The 15,825-nt window shown below is 55.6% G+C and carries 12 protein-coding genes and 3 pseudogenes; 6 read left to right on the plus strand and 9 right to left on the minus strand.

Features of this window, described 5'->3' with window-relative positions; genetic code table 11:
* Nucleotides 1-347, minus strand: a pseudogene (locus RCCGE510_RS30235) (transcriptional regulator); the annotation flags it as partial.
* Nucleotides 348-477: 130 nt separating this feature from the next.
* Here RCCGE510_RS30235 and RCCGE510_RS34135 point away from each other — a divergent pair.
* Together RCCGE510_RS34135 and RCCGE510_RS30245 are read left to right on the plus strand one after the other, a co-directional pair.
* Nucleotides 478-726, plus strand: a complete 249-nt coding sequence (locus tag RCCGE510_RS34135) for a hypothetical protein (RefSeq protein WP_240539722.1) — start codon at nucleotides 478-480, stop codon at nucleotides 724-726.
* Between the two features lie 32 nt (nucleotides 727-758).
* Nucleotides 759-1,897, plus strand: a protein-coding gene (locus RCCGE510_RS30245; RefSeq protein WP_192815376.1) for an IS3 family transposase whose coding sequence is annotated in 2 segments (ribosomal slippage) — nucleotides 759-1,017 and nucleotides 1,017-1,897 — 1,140 coding nt in all. Because the reading frame shifts where the segments join, the coding sequence is not laid out codon by codon here.
* Nucleotides 1,898-2,185: 288 nt separating this feature from the next.
* Here RCCGE510_RS30245 and RCCGE510_RS30250 read toward each other — a convergent pair.
* From RCCGE510_RS30250 to RCCGE510_RS30280, 7 genes and pseudogenes are all read right to left on the minus strand, one after another.
* The gene (locus RCCGE510_RS30250; RefSeq protein WP_007636731.1) at nucleotides 2,186-2,413 is read right to left on the minus strand and encodes a hypothetical protein; all 228 of its coding nucleotides are present in this window, start codon (nucleotides 2,411-2,413) and stop codon (nucleotides 2,186-2,188) included.
* A gap of 23 nt (nucleotides 2,414-2,436) precedes the next feature.
* A pseudogene (locus RCCGE510_RS30255) lies at nucleotides 2,437-3,961 on the minus strand (IS66 family transposase).
* A gap of 144 nt (nucleotides 3,962-4,105) precedes the next feature.
* Nucleotides 4,106-4,390, minus strand: a pseudogene (tnpB, locus tag RCCGE510_RS30260) (IS66 family insertion sequence element accessory protein TnpB); the annotation flags it as partial.
* Nucleotides 4,387-4,818 carry a transposase gene (locus RCCGE510_RS30265; protein ID WP_007636736.1) on the minus strand — a complete coding sequence of 144 codons (432 nt, stop codon included), beginning with the start codon at nucleotides 4,816-4,818 and terminating at the stop codon, nucleotides 4,387-4,389. The pseudogene tnpB and the gene RCCGE510_RS30265, both read right to left, overlap by 4 nt.
* Nucleotides 4,819-5,531: 713 nt before the next feature.
* Nucleotides 5,532-6,362: an amino acid ABC transporter ATP-binding protein gene (locus RCCGE510_RS30270; protein ID WP_007636742.1), complete on the minus strand. Its 831-nt coding sequence runs from the start codon at nucleotides 6,360-6,362 to the stop codon at nucleotides 5,532-5,534.
* Nucleotides 6,359-7,333, minus strand: coding sequence for an amino acid ABC transporter permease (locus tag RCCGE510_RS30275; protein ID WP_007636744.1), 975 nt, complete (start codon nucleotides 7,331-7,333; stop codon nucleotides 6,359-6,361). Before RCCGE510_RS30275 ends, RCCGE510_RS30270 begins: the two co-directional genes overlap by 4 nt.
* A gap of 43 nt (nucleotides 7,334-7,376) precedes the next feature.
* Nucleotides 7,377-8,216 carry a transporter substrate-binding domain-containing protein gene (locus RCCGE510_RS30280; protein ID WP_007636746.1) on the minus strand — a complete coding sequence of 280 codons (840 nt, stop codon included), beginning with the start codon at nucleotides 8,214-8,216 and terminating at the stop codon, nucleotides 7,377-7,379.
* Between the two features lie 1,086 nt (nucleotides 8,217-9,302).
* On the opposite strand from RCCGE510_RS30280, the gene RCCGE510_RS30285 reads away from it, so the two are divergent.
* Both RCCGE510_RS30285 and RCCGE510_RS30290 read left to right on the plus strand, forming a co-directional pair.
* A complete protein-coding gene (locus RCCGE510_RS30285; protein WP_007636748.1) occupies nucleotides 9,303-10,691 on the plus strand; it encodes a M20/M25/M40 family metallo-hydrolase in 1,389 nt (462 codons plus the stop codon).
* Between the two features lie 398 nt (nucleotides 10,692-11,089).
* Nucleotides 11,090-11,809, plus strand: coding sequence for a GntR family transcriptional regulator (locus tag RCCGE510_RS30290; protein WP_007636749.1), 720 nt, complete (start codon nucleotides 11,090-11,092; stop codon nucleotides 11,807-11,809).
* 58 nt (nucleotides 11,810-11,867) lie between these two features.
* Here the strand turns inward: RCCGE510_RS30290 and RCCGE510_RS30295 are convergent, their stop codons facing one another.
* The gene (locus RCCGE510_RS30295) at nucleotides 11,868-13,133 is read right to left on the minus strand and encodes an aminotransferase class V-fold PLP-dependent enzyme (protein ID WP_007636750.1); all 1,266 of its coding nucleotides are present in this window, start codon (nucleotides 13,131-13,133) and stop codon (nucleotides 11,868-11,870) included.
* Between the two features lie 703 nt (nucleotides 13,134-13,836).
* On the opposite strand from RCCGE510_RS30295, the gene RCCGE510_RS35805 reads away from it, so the two are divergent.
* Together RCCGE510_RS35805 and RCCGE510_RS30305 are read left to right on the plus strand one after the other, a co-directional pair.
* The gene (locus RCCGE510_RS35805) at nucleotides 13,837-14,544 is read left to right on the plus strand and encodes a hypothetical protein (protein ID WP_240539723.1); all 708 of its coding nucleotides are present in this window, start codon (nucleotides 13,837-13,839) and stop codon (nucleotides 14,542-14,544) included.
* Between the two features lie 98 nt (nucleotides 14,545-14,642).
* Nucleotides 14,643-15,812, plus strand: a complete 1,170-nt coding sequence (locus RCCGE510_RS30305) for a Xaa-Pro peptidase family protein (protein ID WP_007636754.1) — start codon at nucleotides 14,643-14,645, stop codon at nucleotides 15,810-15,812.
* Nucleotides 15,813-15,825 lie beyond the last annotated feature (13 nt).

A 15,825-nucleotide genomic window follows, 5' to 3' on the forward strand; every position in this document is an offset into this window, starting at 1 on the left:
CGCTGTTTCTTCGGCGCATTAGGCGTTTCGACAACGGTCTGTCCATCGACATTGGTTGTCGTATTAGTCTCGTCGGCCATGCTCATCTCCTGTGTATCTGATGCAGTTGTCGACGGGCCGAGAGGCGCTGTCAACAACTGCTCGGCCTGATCTTGTTCCGGCAAAGACATTTCGCTGTCGGGTTTGTCACTCTGAGAGCTACCTGACAGAGCAGGCAATGCCTCTTCCTCTAGATCGCGCGCGACTGACTTTAGATCCACATTGCCCCAGATCGAGTTCGATCTGGTATCGAGTTTTCGCCTGCCGTTCTTGTACTCGACGGCAAAACTGCGTTGCACTTTTTTCAATATAAGAGGCCTTGGAGAATCCACGGGGTGGCTGATGTTATGCTGGAACGGCACGAATAGCGCCTACCGGACTTCCAGTCCATACCCACGGACTAGCCTGCGGCCAATTTTTTAGCCCCGCGTTATTTTTTTGAAGTACCGCGCCTCTGCCGATTTATCGTCGCCCCCGGGGAAGCGCTCGCGCATCCGCCACCGCATCAAGGCAAGTATCGCCGCAGAGGCCTCGGAAGTACTTTCCGATGATGAAATCGTCGCTTGGCTGAAGGAAACCGGCATCAGCATTGCGCGCCGCACTGTCACAAAGCATAGGGAGGCAATGGACAGCCAGAGCTGGCTCGGGGAAATCTGCACAGCTAGGATAAGTGGAATTTCTGCCTGACTTCGGCTTAGATGCCGGGAACAGGAGAGACCATGACGAGACGACCGCGCCGGAACCACAGCCCGGCTTTCAAGGCAAAGGTGGCGCTTGCCGCCATCAGGGGCGAGCAGACGCTGGTGGAATTGTCCCAGCAGTTTGACGTGCACGCCAACCAGATCAAACAGTGGAAAGACCAGCTCCTTGAGGGGGCGACAGGCGTTTTCGGTGATGAAGCGAAGGCGGAACCGGCGGGTCCAACCGTGGATGTCAAAACACTGCACGCCAAGATCGGCGAGCTGACACTGGAGAACGATTTTTTATCCGGTGCGCTCGGCAAGGCGGGATTGCTGGGCGGAAAGAAATGATCGACCGCAAGCATAAGCTATCCGTCGTGCGCCAGGCCAAGCTTCTCGGCTTCAGCCGTGGCAGCGTCTATTATCTGCCTCATCCCGTGCCTGACGGCGATCTTGCCGTGATTCGGCGGATCGACGAACTGCATCTCGACTACCCGTTTGCCGGAAGTCGGATGTTGCAAGGGCTCTTGAGGGGAGAAGGGCTGGAAACTGGGCGGCTGCACGTCGCCACGCTGATGAAAAAGATGGGCATCGAGGCGATCTATCGTCGCCCGAACACATCCAAACCAGCGCCAGGTCACAAAATCTATCCCTACCTCCTGCGAAAGCTGGCGGTCACCCGGCCCAACCAGGTCTGGGCAATGGACATAACGTACGTTCCGATGGCTCGCGGTTTTGTCTATCTCTGCGCCGTCGTTGACTGGTTCAGCCGGAGGGTTCTGTCGTGGCGGCTGTCGATCACGATGGAAGCAGCCTTCTGCATCGAAGCAGTCGAGGAAGCGCTGGCCCGTTTTGGCAAGCCCGACATATTCAATACCGACCAGGGCTCGCAGTTCACCTCGATGGACTTCACGGCGGTGCTGAAGAAGGCGGAAATCGCCATCTCGATGGATGGCAAGGGTGCTTGGCGGGACAACGTGTTCGTCGAACGGCTCTGGCGTTCGATCAAATACGAGGAAGTCTACCTCCATGCCTACAAGACCGTGTCCGAGGCCCGCGTCGGCATTGGCCGATATCTGACCTTTTACAATAGCCGACGCCCACATTCATCCCTTGACCGGCAGACGCCGGATCAGGCCTACTTCAACGCGCTGGCGCCAATGATGGTGGCGGCATAATCGAGGCGGAAATCCACTTAGCAAAACGCCGCAAACTGTTCAGACAAACCGAGCCAGCTCTATCTCGATGACCGCTGGCGTCGGTGGCGTGTCAGGTGCCTGGGTAGCGCTCACCTCCTCGGTGATTTCCACCGGAAGGAACATCGCTGGTCGACCGACATAGCTGAACTGCCGCCACAAACGGATCTGGCCAGGATGAATGTCATGCCGGCGAGCCACATCACCAATGCGAACACCAGTTGATCGTAAGCGCTGTTCTGAGGCCACGGCCAAGCGAGGAGATTAGTGCTACGTTGCGAGCTGGCGAGCAGTTAGAGCCTCTGCCTGTGCCATCGCGGCAGCCTTGGTTTTGAAGGGGCCGACATCGTTTTCTTCGGTGTCAGGTAACCACTTCGGAAGGAACCACCAGCCTCCAGGACGATAACTGGAACTGCTCCTCACTGAGCCGACATCCTTGGCGAAGAACCAGCCGGAGTCGATTCCATCCTGCTCCCAGGAGATGCTCTGCACTGTCATGACATATCCAATCGCTGCCGATTTTATCGGAGCATTTTATCCGTGCGATATGCCCAGGGCAATAACTCGTCGATCCGACTATTGGGGTGGCCGTTGACGATCCTGGTGAGCACGTCCGCGAGATAGCCGAGCGGTTCGACATCATTGAGCTTGGCGGTCTCGACGAGCGAAGCGATGGTCGCCCAGTGTTCCGCTCCGGCGTCGGAGCCTGCAAACAATGCATTCTTGCGATTGAGAGCAATTGGCCTGATGGATCGCTCGACGGTGTTGGAGTCGATCTCGATGCGACCGTCGTCGATGAACGTGGTCAGTCCATCCCAGCGTGACAGGGCATATCGGATCGCTTCGGCCAGCTTTGTCTTCTGGCTGATGAGGCCGAGCTGTTGGGCGAGCCAGGGCGCAAGGTCATCGGTGATCGGACGGCTCTTCTCTTGCCTGATGGTACGACGATCATCCTGCGTCCGGCCGCGCACCTTGTCTTCAATCTTGTAAAGTTCGGCAATGCGCCGCAGCGCCTCGGTGGCAATGGGTGCGGGACCGGCTGCGGCCAATTCGTAAAAGCGCCGACGAACATGAGACCAGCAGAACGCTAACGAGATGGTGTTCTTGGCGGCCAACGGGCGATAACCACTGTAGCCGTCGACCTGAAGAATGCCGACGAAGCCGTCGAGATGGGTCATCGGGCGCTCGGCTTTGCGGTCTGGTGCATAGACATAGACGACACCGGGTGGATCGGCTCCCAGCCACGGCCTGTCGTCGCGGGCATAAGCCCAAAGCTGTCCCGTCTTGGTCTTTCCTCGCCCTGGATCGAGCACCGGCGCTGTCGTCTCGTCGGCAAATAGCTTTGATGATGTCTTCAAAACATCGAGCAGCCTTTGATGAATGGGCCGCAGATGCCAGGCAGCGCGTCCGACCCAATCACCAAGTGTCGAGCGGTCGAGGTCGATCCCTGGTCGCTTGTAGATTTGCGCTTGCCGGTAGAGCGGTAAAATGATCGGCGTATTTGGAGACCAGAATCTGGGCGACGGTTCCCTCGGTCGGAATACCACCTTCGATCAGCCGGGCGGGAGCAGCGGCTTGGACGACCACATCCTCGCAGGCACGGCAGGCATACTTCGGGCGGCGCACGACTAACACACGGAACTGGGCGGGAACGATGTCGAGCTTCTCGCTGACATCCTCACCGATCCGATGCAGATCATGGCGGCAGCCTGGGCAGGCATGGTCATCGATATCGACGATCATCTCGATGCGCGGCAGATGGGCGGGCAAAGAACCCCGGTTCGCTCGCCGTTTGGCAACGCGCGACTGGCGCACAGCGATCGAGGCCTCTTCCTTCGCTTCGAGACCATCGGCCTCGACCTGTTCGGCTTCTTCTAAGCCTAAGAGAAGCTGGTCTTCGGGAAGCGTTTCGGCGCGACGGCCAAAGCGATGACGCTGCAATTCCTTGATGATCTGGCGTAGGCGGGCATTCTCTACCTCGCGCGAAAGCACCATCGCTTTCAGCGCGTTCAGATCATCTGGAAGCTCGTCCGCCCTTATTGTCATGGAGCAAGCACAGCATATTTTTCCTCCCAGAACGAGGTGTCAGATAGCGATGATTCAATTGGTCGCGGGCCCTTACCCGGCCTGAACGGGCGTGCGCGTTTCGCTCGGCGCATGCACGCGCTTCCAATCCAGTCCCTCAAACTAGGCCGAGAACTGGGCGGATGTCAGATGCATCGCACCGTCTTGCATCCGGGGCCAATGGAACTCGCCATCCTCAAGCCGCTTGGCGACCAAACATACGCCGCTGCCATCCCAGAAGATCAGTTTGATGCGGTCGGTTCGCTTGGCCCGGAAGACGTAGATCGTACCGGAGAACGGGTCGGCACCCATCTCGGCCTTCACCAGCGCCGCCAACCCCTCTGCACCTTTGCGGAAGTCGACAGGCTTGGTGGCGATCATCACTTTTACCACGCCGGACGGGCCAATCACAATGATGCCTTCAGTGCTTGGATGACGGCCGCAATCGTCGCGGCGTCCATGCCAGATGCGATCCTGAGTATCGCACCGTCGATCTCTAACTCGATGGCGACTGTTAGAGGCGTACTCTTCGCTATCGTCTTTCGCCGCCTCAAATGCATCTTTGCCGGAGTGTCGATCACCGCCGGTACGAACATCGACGGTGATGTTAGCTCGGGCTCGCTCCGCGATTGCCGCCACCAGGTGAATAACTGACCAGGCGACAAGCCATGCCGTCGCGCAACTGCACTGACCGACATCTCACCGCTATGGCTCTCGGCCACAATCTGACGCTTTTCCTCGTCGCTCCAGTCGCGACGGCGGCCTGCTCCAGTGAAAACCTCAAACCGCTGCACCGTCTCATCCGTCTTGGTGCTAGGCGTAAACCCTGTAATCGTCATATGTCGAAGCCCTGTTCGGGCATAACATCAACAATCGAACGCCGATCCGGAAGGTGGGACGAAAACAGCGCTTACGGTTGATCCGCTTCTGTCAATATCCTCAGTTTCGCCTCATCCGACCAGCGCCGCCTACGCTCAGTGCCGGACATGATCTCCATGCGAGCCATGCAACCTCTTCGATCTGGTTCTAATGCCAGAACATCGCCCGATTTGCCCGATCAGCAAAATCCGCTCGTCGGGCGCTTACGATATATTGACGAGGTACCCAACTGTTAAAATATTACTTTAATGCCTCGTGGGTATTGCCCCAGAAGGATGGCCTTGCTCGGTCTTCAAGCAAGAGTTCCGCACGAGCGTAATGGGAACTAAAAGCAATCGACTTGGTTACGCACTGATTTCCGCTTCTATGATAGCGGCGCGCGAGAACCGCATACCGGGTAACCCGACTCGGTCGGATTCTAGACTGATGATCATTGACGCTTGCCGCGCCGTCTCGTCGCCGTAGCATTCTGCTATAGCTCTTCCGTTCTAAAACGGGTATGGCCGTGCATGATTACACCTGGTACAATGACGGCACTCTGTTGGAAGGATCCAGTTCTTCACTATAGCCCGCTCCACCGCCGGTACTACTTCCCGACATGACAATAAACCTTCGTTCATGAATTCTGATTGGCGGCGCGCACGGCAGTAATCCGACTATCTCTCCTTAGCATTCAATGCTTTAAGACCTGACTGAGAAACAGTTTTGTTCTTGGGTGCTGCGGATTCGCGAAGAAGTCATTTGGAGCACCCTCCTCGACGATCTGACCTGCGTCCATGAAGATGACGCGGTCGGCAACAGATCGTGCGAAACCCATCTCATGCGTTACGCACACCATCGTCATGCCATCCTGGGCGAGGCTTGTCATCGTTTCGAGAACTTCTGACACCATCTCCGGATCGAGCGCCGAAGTTGGCTCGTCGAACAGCATCACGGCTGGTTCCATGCAAAGGGAACGGGCGATGGCAACGCGCTGCTGCTGTCCCCCGGACAGCTGAACAGGGTATTTGTTCGCCTGTTCGGGAATGCGCACACGCTCCAGGAATTTCATCGCAGTCTTTCTGGCCTCGGCTTCCGGAACACCCTTAATCCACATCGGACCCGCCATGCAGTTCATCAGCACGGTCATGTGTGGAAAGAGATTGAAGTTCTGGAATACCATGCCAACGCTTTTGCGAACCTCAGTCACGTTGCGCATCTTGTTGTGCAATCTGACGCCATTGACGGTGATCTCACCCTCTTGATGTGCCTCGAGCCGATTGAAACAGCGGATCAGCGTTGACTTTCCCGACCCGGAGGGCCCGCAGATAACAACGCGTTCACCCTTACGGACACTGAGGTCGACGTTCGTCAATACTCTGAAGCTGCCATACCACTTAGAAACGTTTTTGGCTGTAATGACATCCTCACAAAATTGATCCGAATTTAACTTATGCGCTACATCTTGGGCGGTGGCACAAGTTTTGCTACCTTCTAGGTCCATTTGAACTGTTTTGGTGATCATCGCATCTTGCTCCTGTGGTAATAGCGTTCAATCCTTGATTGAATCAGTTCGAGACAACAGGATAAAACCCAGTAAATCAACGAAGCCGCTACAAGCATCTCCATATTGTGAAAGGTGGGCTGGCCAATCGTGCGAGCCAGGAACGTCAGTTCCCATACGCCAAGGACGGACACGAGCGAGCTATCTTTCAGCATCGAGATGAAGGTGTTCCCCATCGGTGGAACGATAACGGGAAGCGCCTGCGGAAGTATAATCCTTCGCATTGTCAGACCGAAGCCGAAGCCCATGGACCTGGATGCTTCCCATTGCCCGCGGTCGATGCTCTGAATTCCAGAGCGGAAGATTTCCGTCATATAGGCGCCGATACAGACTGAAAGGGCCAATATTCCTGAAGGCACCGCGTTCAGAACGATACCGAACTGAGGCAAACCGAGGTAGATGAGGTAAATCTGCATCAGCAGGGGGAGACCGCGGAAGAACGACGTGTAGAAACTTGCGATCCCGTAAGCGAAGCCGTTACTCGAAAGCTTCGCAACAGCGGCGATGATTGCGATGAGCGACGCAAAAAGCAGCGAAATTGCCGACACATACAACGTCGTAAACACACCCTGCGTTATCAGAAAGGGAAGGTTCTCCCGGATGAAAGGCAGACTGAGCTCAAACGACTTGAAGAATGCTAGAATGAGCAGGAGCAACTCAAGCCAAACCAAGATGATTTGGGCTTTTATCGGCGCGAACCCGATGAGCACGAGATTGAGACTGAACGCAACCGCAATAACAAAAGCGATCGCAAAGCGGCCGTAGAGGCCGCTTTGCGACGGATCGCCGATGACGGGGCGCATAAGCTCCCCCATGGTTGTGCCAGTCAGGTTATACATCAGAAACAGAGCGAGCACGACAGCGAAGGTAGAGGCCACAAACCACGGCTTGTGAACCAAGACCTCGGAGTCAATTGTATCCTGATAAAGCATTACGGCGTCCTTCGATAAGGTTGCTCAAACAGAGGTTTCCAACCTATTCAACGGTGCTATCGACACCATACCACTTAATTGAGAGCTTAGAGAGCGTACCATCAACCCTCATGCTTTTGATGGCGGCGGATATCTTGTCAGAGAACTCTTTGTCTCCCTTTGAAATTGCAATGGCTCCCGGCGTTGGGAACAATGCATCACCGAGGACTTTCAAGGGGTAACCAGCTTTGATCACACCGTGCGCACTCACTTCGTCAGTGATCACTGCATCGAGGCGAACTCCATCACCTAGCCGCAGGTCATCCACCTGCAACGAGGTATTCTCATAGTTTCGCATTTCGCCCAGTGTAAACTTGTATTCTACCGGCTTTTCGTCCGCCCAATCCAACGTCAGGTTATGACGGGCATATGCGATTGCCGCATCATCACCTGTTACGAGGCCGATCACCTTTCCATCCAGGTCGGAAAGTTTGGTTGCTTTACTGTCTTTGTGAATGACAGCAACGTTCCTCGTGTAAAAGTAAATGGCAGGAAAATCGAACTTTTCCGCGCGTGCCTTGGTCGGAACCATCTGGCCCATCGCCATATCCCAACGGCCTGCCCATTTGCCTGCAACTATGACGTCCCAGCCCGGCGTTACGAACTTGACGGAGACCCCAAGGTGTTTCGCCACTCCCTTGGCAACCTCGATCTCAAAACCATCGAGTTCCTGTTTGTCATTCAGAAACGAACTGTTAGGCCAACCGCTAGAAGTCGCTACTGTGAGCGTCTTTGCCGCCTGGACTTGATCGAGAACGGCGCCAGCGTTCGCTGGCAAAGCTGTCGACACAACCGCAATCAACGCCGCAGTTGCAGCTGCAGCTGAAATTAAAGATTTGCTCATGTGATGTTCCTTTTGTGTTCCCCTCGGCCGGTGATGCGACCGTGTTAATCTACCCAGTTCAAACCAGACGTGAGGCTCTAAGCCGCAGTCTGAAGCGATCGCCTTGCAGTCAACGGAGCATCCCGTCGTCCGAAGGTCGAAAGCGCCCGCCGATATTCACTCTCGCTGCGACGCGTTTTCGATCATTCTGTTTCACCAAAGGCTCCCGCCTTTCTGTGATCTCAAATGTGACGATCTGAGATATATTATTGCATGATTTGAGACCTGTCAACGGCGGCGCGAGGGCCAACACGAAGGATGCGATATCACGCAGAGCAAGTCCTGTTTGGGCTTGCCTCGATTCACGAAGGGATCTTTCCTTCCATCTTCACGTGAGGCGCGGCCGCCACGACGACATCGGTTCGGCACAGGCGGCTTCCGCATTCGGCTGGCCAAGACGGTGTGGTCAAGACAGACCTCGGCGTGGCTCACCGGCAGCGGGTGTGCAGCGAGGCAGTCAGTCGGGCCCGATGGCGAGGCGCCTACTTAAATTGCTCCAAACAGGCCAGAAAGAGCCAAAAAGCCCCTCTAAGGACGGTTTATCCGGCTTCGCGCCGCCTAGCCGGCGATGGCAATCGGTGGCGCGGCGTTGATGGTCTATACCTGTCATAGACACGCAGCCGGCCTCTCTATGCGGCCGTTGGAAAAGCCGAGAGGCTTCTATTCGCCGCTAGTATCATGGGCATGACGATGCCGCCCCAGTCTTATCGTGCAGGTTAAATTCGCAGACGACGCCAAACTTCCCGTCGCGCGCTGTGCGGTATTGAAATTGAAGTAGAATGGTATAGGATTCTCGTAAGGTTGTGATGCCAAATGGTGCATACTTGCATTTCGTCGAGCGGGTCCGCAAGTGCGGCCTCGATGCGATCGTGTTAGGAGAATGACCGAAAACTCGGTTGCGCGAGACAGCGTTGCATCTCGTAAAAATGACCGCCGGGACCCCAGTCCAAAACAGATGCCCGCGGGCCACAAGGATGGACTCTGCAGGCGGAGCGCTCGGAACCCACCAGCTTTTTTGAGCTAACAGTAAACACGTAGGAGACCTTAATGACTGCGCTACCTGCCGTCTTGCACCACATCGATACCGAATGCGACGCTGCGGTGTCGCGCCTTTTCAGCCTTTTGCGCATAAAGTCGATCTCCACTGATCCGGCCTACAAAGCGGATTGCCAAAGGGCTGCGGAATGGCTTGTGGATGATCTAGCCTCGATCGGCTTCGAAGCCAGCATACGCGATACTCCAGGTCACCCAATGGTCGTCGCTCACCATGACGGACCCCCCGGTGCTCCGCATGTCCTCTTCTACGGCCACTATGATGTTCAGCCGGTTGATCCCCTCGAGTTGTGGACCCATGACCCGTTTGACCCCGCCGTGCGCGAGAGCGAGGATGGCTACCAGGTCATTGCCGGACGTGGCGCTTCGGATGACAAAGGTCAACTGATGACGTTCGTGGAAGCGTGTCGTGCTTACAAGGCGGTGGGTGGGGTATTGCCCTGTAAGGTTACAATCCTTTTTGAGGGTGAGGAGGAGTCTGGCTCTCCCTCGATGCGCGCGTTTCTGGCGGCCAATGCGGACGAATTAAAAGCAGACTTCGCGCTAGTCTGCGACACGAGCCAACGCGACGCGATGACTCCTGCCATCTGCGTTGGCATGCGTGGACTGGTGGAAGAAGAGATGACGATCCATGCCGCCAGCCGCGACCTTCACTCAGGCATCTACGGCGGCGCGGCGGCGAACCCTATCCGAGTGCTTGCGAAGATCCTTGGGGATATCCACGACAACGATGGCCGCGTGACAATTCACGGCTTCTATGACGGCGTCGAGGAGACCCCGAGCCAAGTCTTGGCCTCGTGGGAGGCCCTCGGGGAGACGGCCGAAAGTTTCCTCGGACCAATCGGCCTGTCGGTTCCTTCGGGTGAAAAGGGGCGCTCGATACTCGAGCTGGTTTGGGCGCGTCCCACGGCCGAATTCAACGGGTTTTCCGGTGGCTACACGGGTAAGGGTTTCAAGACAGTCATTCCGGCTGAAGCGTCTGCCAAGGTTTCGTTTCGTCTCGTACACAAGCAGGACCCAGCCAACGTTAGGGCCTCGTTCCGCAAATTTATCGAGGAGCGCCTCCCGGCAGACTGTAGGGTGGAATTTCAATCGCACGACTGCTCGCCGGCGCATCAGCTTCCCTACGACGCCCCATATCTGGCTGCCGCCAAGTCAGCACTGGCCGACGAATGGACAAAAGCGCCGATCATGAGGGTAGTGGGTGGTTCGATACCTGTTGTCGGCGAGTTTCAGGCATATCTGGGGCTGGACTCACTCTTGGTGGGCTTCGCGCTCCCTAACGATCGCATCCATTCGCCCAACGAGAAGTATAATCTGACATCCTTTCATAAGGGTCAGCGATCCTGGGCGCGGATACTCAACGCGCTGACGAGGAACTAACACACAACGCGAGGCAAACCGGGAAGGAAGAGAGGCCGCTTTTTTTAAATCTAGTCGTTGACCGGCACCGTATTACTTCGCCCGGTCAACGAAAATACGGGGCATCACAGTGGGGACGTCGGAACGATGCAAATCCTGCCTATCGATGGACCTTCGAGAAGCAAAAGAGCTCAAGGGGAGAACTTCTATTCATCACTGCCTCACGTACACGATCCAGGACTGCCTCTGAAGGCTTTTTACTCCCGAGTGCGCGCACCTCGACAGGGTCAACGAGAAAATAGGCAAATCTGCTCTAAGCCCGTTGGCGCCCTCCAAAGACGGTGCCAGTGGCTAGCTAAGGTGTGAATAGGATGATTTTGAGTCTGCAGCGTCTTGTTACAGATGCGTCGTCGATTTAAATGATTGATCAAAATAAGGAAGCCAGAGGTGGGAATTTGATCACGCCGACAACCGCCGTTTTGAGAGACCAGGTTTATGACCGATTAGGAGCGCTGATCCGCGGTGGCCATTTCTCTCCGGGCGAGAAAATCACTATTAGAGACCTTGCCAAGAACCTGTCTATGAGCCCGACACCTGTTCGTGAGGCTCTCTATCGCTTGATATCCGAGGGGGTCCTACAGGGTGAAGTGAACAGGTCCGCGGTTGTCCCCCTATTGATGCCCGAGCAAATCGCCGAACTTAAGGATATCCGTCTGCACATTGAGTGCTTTGCCGCAGAGCGCGCTGCACTTAAGGGCACGCCAGAGACTGCAGACGCGTTACGCAAGACGTCGGAAAAACTGAAAACGGCTCGCGCTGCTGGCGATCGGCGTACCGACATTGCGCTGGTCTATAAATTTCAGTTTGAGCTCTATGCTGCGTGCAGCATGCCCGACCTTATCCGGATCATCAATTCCCTTTGGCTAAAGACGGGACCATATCTGAATTTGCTGTACCCCCACTATATTGCCTCGATATCAGCCGGGCGCGGCGACTGGCGGGAAAGGATCGCGAGCGGGGTCGAGAAAAGAGATGCCGCAGCCGTTGCCGAAGAGATACGGCTGGATATCGACCAGGCGCTGACCTACATCTCCAGTATCATCACGGCTGCGGCATTGTTGAATCAGACACGCGGCTAGCGTTGTAATTCACTCGGGGAGTAGCTGCCGCGGGTCCAGGTTACTCAACGTTCAATCCTCATTTGGTCCCGTAGGTTCCAATGAGGGAACGATCAAAGGATTTTTCGCCCGCGTTGAGCTGAGCAATAACGTCCCGAAGGTCCGTTAAATAGGCCTCCACCACTTCCCCAAAAGCGAGACTGAGAATACCCAAATTGATCGCGGGTGGATTGAGAGACGGTGCAACAGTATGCCAGCCCTTGTCAGCGAGACCTGCCGCAATATCGGCCGCGTCCAGCGACTTTGAACCGTAACTCATCACCGTAAGTTCGGGATCACCGTAAACAAACAAGTCCTCGATTGTCGGGATCTCGCGCATAAGCGTTTCACGTATCGTCCAGATTTGTTCTGCGATTTTGCAATAGCCTTCATTACCCAAGAACCGCATCACGGCCCAGGAAGCAGCAATGTTGGCGCCAGAACGGGTGCCGGCGAATGTGGATGTCACGTACCTTCCACGCGACCAGTTGTTGAAGTCAAACACCTGGTACTGCTGATACTCGGCATCTGAAAAGGCGACAATCGAAGCCCCCTTTGGAGCAAAGCCATATTTGTGCAAATCTGCAGAAATCGACTTTACGCCCTTTACTCGAAAGTCCCAAAGCGGGATCTGGTGTCCATTCTGCTCGGCGAATGGAGACAAAAAGCCGCCGACACAAGCGTCAGTGTGAAACCAGATATTTCGCTCCGACGCGAGGGCAGCAAGTTCTTCAATCTGATCGAAAACTCCCATGGTAAACTGCGGCGCCGATCCTGCCATTATGATCGTTTGTTCATCTAGAGCTGCCTTCAGCGCGGCGATGTCCGTTTTGAAGTCGTCACGCGGCATAATTCTCACGACTTCCAGGCCCAGGTACTTTGCTGCCTTGTCGAAGGCCGGGTGCGCACTGTGGGAAATGAGCATTTTCGGCTTGGTGACCTCGGGGCGAGCAACTTTTGCCCACTCCCGCGCAGTCTTCATAGCGATGAAAATACTCTCGGTTCCCCCCGACGTGATGCTCGCCACACCGCCAACCCCGTGAAAAAGGGAGAGGGCCCATTCGGCAACTTCCGACTCGAATTTCTTGATCGATGGAAATGCGCTGAGTCCCAACGCGTTTGTCGCGTGGAATTTTTCCAGAGCGATTTTACCGATGCGATCAACATCATCATTGGCGAAATGAACGTAAAAGCCCGGCAAACGTCCCGCTCTCCAGTCCACGTCGCCCTGCCTCGCGCACTCCATCGCCTGCCAAATTGCCGCTTCTTCCAGGCCTTTTTGCGGGAAAGTCATCTTTTTCGTCATCAGCTCCGTCTCCATTGGTATGCCAAAGCTATAATAACGATATTACAATTTCAACGAAAATATATATCCTTTCTCCGCTGGGACAACGCATACGCAGCACGCTTGAGGGCAAACTTGGTCACCTGGCGACAGGGCTATAAGTGGTGGCGGCGGTAGCGGTTATATGTGAACCGGAGCTCCCTTCCGCCAATTTACAGGGCTTCTTGGCGGCAAAAGGCGCATCGGCGCCAAAGATGGAAAGCGTACAGGACAGCGAGAAAGCCAGTCCACGCCGCCGGCGGTGCATCTTCATAGCGTGAATGCTGTGACCTGTTTCGAGATCGGCCAGTCAATTGTTCGGGCAGGCATTGCCGTTGACATGCTTCGAAACGAGGAATATTGTATCTCATAATAACAAATTTGTGATCACAGAAGGCGAGGAGCAGCGATCGAGCGGATCTTGGGAAGGCGCTATCGTCACGAGTCGAATATGGTTGAGCGCTTGCGACCTGTCGGCCACGGCTGAGCTGGGTTTGCGCTTCACCTTCGACCGGGTGCCGTCCTTTGTCTGAACACGAGACCTGACAAAGCCTGGAGGTATCAAAGCCATGATCAGCACCGCGGCGCGCGACATCTCTCGTGCCGCGGAGATGGCTGAAAGTGGTATCTGCGCGAGAGGCCTGCCGAAATGCGTACACGAGACAACTTTAGGGGAAAGTACTTCATGACTTCACGAACGACACGGTCTCTCGGAATTCTAACCCTCGAACGAGGGGTGCCGCCGGGGGGCAAGCCGCCGACGCCCGCGCCCGGCTCGATACTCAATCCGTCTTCGTTTGAATCCCCAGCGATCCAGGAGATCGTAGCGGGAGCTTGGGTTGAAAATGTCGTTTCTGGTGATCCGGCACTCGAGCCAGCCTATATAGCGGCCGCCAACCGCTTGGTCGAACGAGGTGCTGTCGCGATAAGCTCAACTTGCGGCTTCTCAATCCGACATCAATCGGCGGTGGCGGCCGCTGTCAAAGTGCCTGTTGTTATGTCAAGCCTGATCCTGTTGCCAGCACTGCTACGGCAAGTGCCGTCGCCGGGCAAAATCGCTGTCTTGACCTATGACTCGAAGCATCTGAGTGAAGACTTGCTTGGGGTTGCTGACCCAGCCGAGCGGGCGCGGGTCGTGATTGGAGGCATTGAAGGCGGTAAGTATTGGCATGACGAGCTAAAGCGTCCAGCGCCACCAATGGACGTTAAAGCGATCGAGTCAGATGTTGCCGACTGCATCGCACGGCTCCGGCGCGCGCATCCCGAGATAGCAGTTATTCTGTTCGAATGCGCGGGATTTCCGACGGTCGCGTCCGCGATCCGGCGAACCGCGAACCTGCCCGTTTACGACATCACCGATCTTTGCCGGATGACAATGGCATCCATAGCCTGAGTTGCGCAGAAAAAGGTCGGGCTGGGTTTCCGAAATCAGTTCACAATGACGCAGTGAGAGCTTGTTCGTTCAACTGCAATAAGAAAGGAAGTTACCTCATGACAATGCCAAAAGGACCGCAAGCGTTTCCACGGGCCGAGTATCTGCGAAGGCTGGCCCTTGTTAAGGCTAAAATGGAACAACGCGAGGTCACTTCGTTACTGATCACCTCCCCTGCAGACATCACTTATCTATGTGGTTACACAGCCAAGTCGGCGTACATTCCACAAGGCCTCGTCATCTCCTTGAAAGATGAAGAGCCAACTTTCTTGACGCGTCGTATGGATGCGCCGGCGGCGGTGCATCAGACGTTTATGGAAAGGGACCGGGTAATTGGCTACCCCGAAGCTCTGATCGCTGACCCTGACAAGGACGGCTTCGACGCTCTAATTAATTTCCTGCGAGACGACGGCCTCGGTGGTGGGAGATTAGCGCTTGAAAACAACTTACTCTCGGCGAAGTTGATCGACAGGTTCCAGGCCGGGGCTCCGGGGACAAAATTAGCAGACTTCAGCAACGAAGTGCCCTGGATCCGACTGGTCAAGTCAGATCTTGAAATCGAGATGATGCGAGAAGCCGCCGCGATTACGGACGCAGGAATGCTGACAGGGAAAGAAGTAATGCGTCCGGGCGTAAGAGAGGCGGATGCTGCTGCAGAAATCATCGCGACGCTGGTTCGCGGCGTCAATGGCAAAGTCGGCACAGATTTGAGGCGAGTTTTCATTTGTGCCTCGCCGCGTTCGGGCACTGCGCACATTATCTGGACCGAAGATGTTTTCCGCCAGGGATCGCAAATTAACCTTGAGATGGGCGGTGTACGTCACGGTTATGTCTCGGCCCTGATGCGGACCTACTCGATCGGTAAGCCGTCAGATCGCCTTCGCCGGGTCCACCACGCCGAGGTTGCTGGCATGGAGGCCGCACTTTCTGCCGTCAAACCGGGCGCCACCTGTGGCGATGTCGCCGTCGCTTTCAACACCACGCTAAAGAAGCATGGACTAGAGAAAGAATCGCGATGCGGCTATGCGATCGGGATTGACTGGACCGAACCTACGGCCAGCCTGAGGGAGGATGACCATACGGTGCTTCAGCCGAACATGACGTTCCACCTGATGCTAGGGAATTGGATTGACGAAGACTTCGGCTACGTGATCAGCGAAACATTTCGTGTTACCGAAAGCGGTGCCGAGACCTTCTCCGCACTTCCGCGGGAGATTTTCGAAATCTAGACCGCTTCCATTT

It is taken from the genome of Rhizobium sp. CCGE 510, assembly GCF_000292525.1.
Taxonomy (GTDB): domain Bacteria; phylum Pseudomonadota; class Alphaproteobacteria; order Rhizobiales; family Rhizobiaceae; genus Rhizobium.

What these genes read in the sequence shown, in the direction of transcription:
- RCCGE510_RS30250 (WP_007636731.1), bottom strand. Translation starts at nt 2,413, where the DNA reads ATGACAGTGCAGAGCATCTCCTGGGAGCAGGATGGAATCGACTCCGGC.
- RCCGE510_RS30265 (WP_007636736.1), bottom strand. Translation starts at nt 4,818, where the DNA reads ATGACGATTACAGGGTTTACGCCTAGCACCAAGACGGATGAGACGGTG.
- RCCGE510_RS30270 (WP_007636742.1), bottom strand. Translation starts at nt 6,362, where the DNA reads ATGATCACCAAAACAGTTCAAATGGACCTAGAAGGTAGCAAAACTTGT.
- RCCGE510_RS30275 (WP_007636744.1), bottom strand. Translation starts at nt 7,333, where the DNA reads ATGCTTTATCAGGATACAATTGACTCCGAGGTCTTGGTTCACAAGCCG.
- RCCGE510_RS30280 (WP_007636746.1), bottom strand. Translation starts at nt 8,216, where the DNA reads ATGAGCAAATCTTTAATTTCAGCTGCAGCTGCAACTGCGGCGTTGATT.
- RCCGE510_RS30285 (WP_007636748.1), top strand. Translation starts at nt 9,303, where the DNA reads ATGACTGCGCTACCTGCCGTCTTGCACCACATCGATACCGAATGCGAC.
- RCCGE510_RS30290 (WP_007636749.1), top strand. Translation starts at nt 11,090, where the DNA reads ATGATTGATCAAAATAAGGAAGCCAGAGGTGGGAATTTGATCACGCCG.
- RCCGE510_RS30295 (WP_007636750.1), bottom strand. Translation starts at nt 13,133, where the DNA reads ATGACGAAAAAGATGACTTTCCCGCAAAAAGGCCTGGAAGAAGCGGCA.
- RCCGE510_RS35805 (WP_240539723.1), top strand. Translation starts at nt 13,837, where the DNA reads ATGACTTCACGAACGACACGGTCTCTCGGAATTCTAACCCTCGAACGA.
- RCCGE510_RS30305 (WP_007636754.1), top strand. Translation starts at nt 14,643, where the DNA reads ATGACAATGCCAAAAGGACCGCAAGCGTTTCCACGGGCCGAGTATCTG.